Below are 1,175 nucleotides of genomic sequence, written 5' to 3'. Positions count from 1 at the left end.
GCCCCGGCCGCGCGAGGCCCAGATGGGCGGTGATCTGCTCGTACGCGGCCTGCCGGACGCCGTCGATCATCGCGCCGGCGGTCGTCGAACCGGCCGCCGGACCGCCGCGCATCAGGGCGGTGAAGCCGGGGCCGTGGTCCTCGACGAAGTCGAAGAAGCGGTGCATGACGCGCAGCAGCCGCGCGCCGAGCGGCCCTTCGCGCGGCTCGACGAAGAGCGCGGCCAACTGCTCGCCCGCACGGCGCAGCGCGGCCTCGTACAGGCTCTGCTTGCCGGGGAAGTAGTGGTAGACCAGCGGCCGCGATATCCCCGCGGTCTCCGCTATCTCGTCGATCGAGACGTCCTCGGGGGAGCGGCGGCTGAAGAGCCCGAGCGCCACCGAGATCAGCTGATCCCGCCGCTGCTCGACGCCCATCCTGCGGCGCACCCCGGTCGTCATGCGGACCACTCTAACGACCGGGTCGCGCGGAGGTCTTGGCCGGTGCCCAACCTGTGATCTCGCCGTGCCCCTTCGTGCGGGCTCCGTCTCTCTGCGTACGGGCGCCTACAGGTCCAGTATGAGCCGGCCGCCGCGCGCCCGCGAGACGCACAGCAGCATGGAATCCGCGCGCTCCCCGTCCGGCAGCAACTCGTCGCGGTGGTCTATCTCACCTTCCACGACCCGCTGTTGGCAGGTCCCGCAGAAGCCCCGCTCGCAGGAGTACGGGAGGTCCGGCAGCGCCTCGGCGCGCAGCGCGGCCAGCGCGCTGGAGTCCGCCGGGACGGTGACCGTACGGCCGCTGCGCCGCAGTTCAATCTCGAACTCGGTGTCGTCGTGGGGTAGTTGTGGGGGGTAGGCGGCGGCGAAGCGCTCGGTGTGCAGATCGAGGCCGGGCGGCAGCAGCTCGGCCACCGCGGCCATCAGCGGCTCGGGGCCGCAGCAGTAGACGGCCGAGGCGGGCGGCGCGGCGCCGAGCGCGGCGGCGAGGTCGGGCAGCCCGGACTCGTCCTCGGCGACCACTACGACCCGGCCGGGTCCGCTCGCGCCCAACTTCTCGATCTCCTCCAGGAACGGCATGGTGGCGCGCGACCGCCCGCAGTACAGCAGCCGCCACGGCACGCCCTCCGCCTCCGCCCGCCGCACCATCGGCAGAATCGGGGTGATCCCGATGCCGCCCGCGATGAAGAGGAAGGCG

At 72.9% G+C, this 1,175-nt stretch carries 2 protein-coding genes; both read right to left on the bottom strand.

Annotated elements, in window-relative coordinates; all coding sequences use genetic code 11:
* Positions 1–439 (bottom strand): TetR/AcrR family transcriptional regulator (locus tag ACFU99_RS43475; protein WP_384404284.1); only part of this gene is annotated, 439 nt, incomplete at its 3' end.
* Positions 440–544: 105 nt separating this feature from the next.
* The coding region (locus tag ACFU99_RS43470; protein WP_384404281.1) for a flavin reductase family protein at positions 545–1,175 on the bottom strand (631 nt) is incomplete at its 5' end.

Source organism: Streptomyces sp. NPDC057654, assembly GCF_042800135.1.
GTDB lineage: Bacteria > Actinomycetota > Actinomycetes > Streptomycetales > Streptomycetaceae > Streptomyces.
Note: the sequence above shows the minus strand (reverse complement) of the source record. Positions and strands in the feature narration are given on the sequence as shown.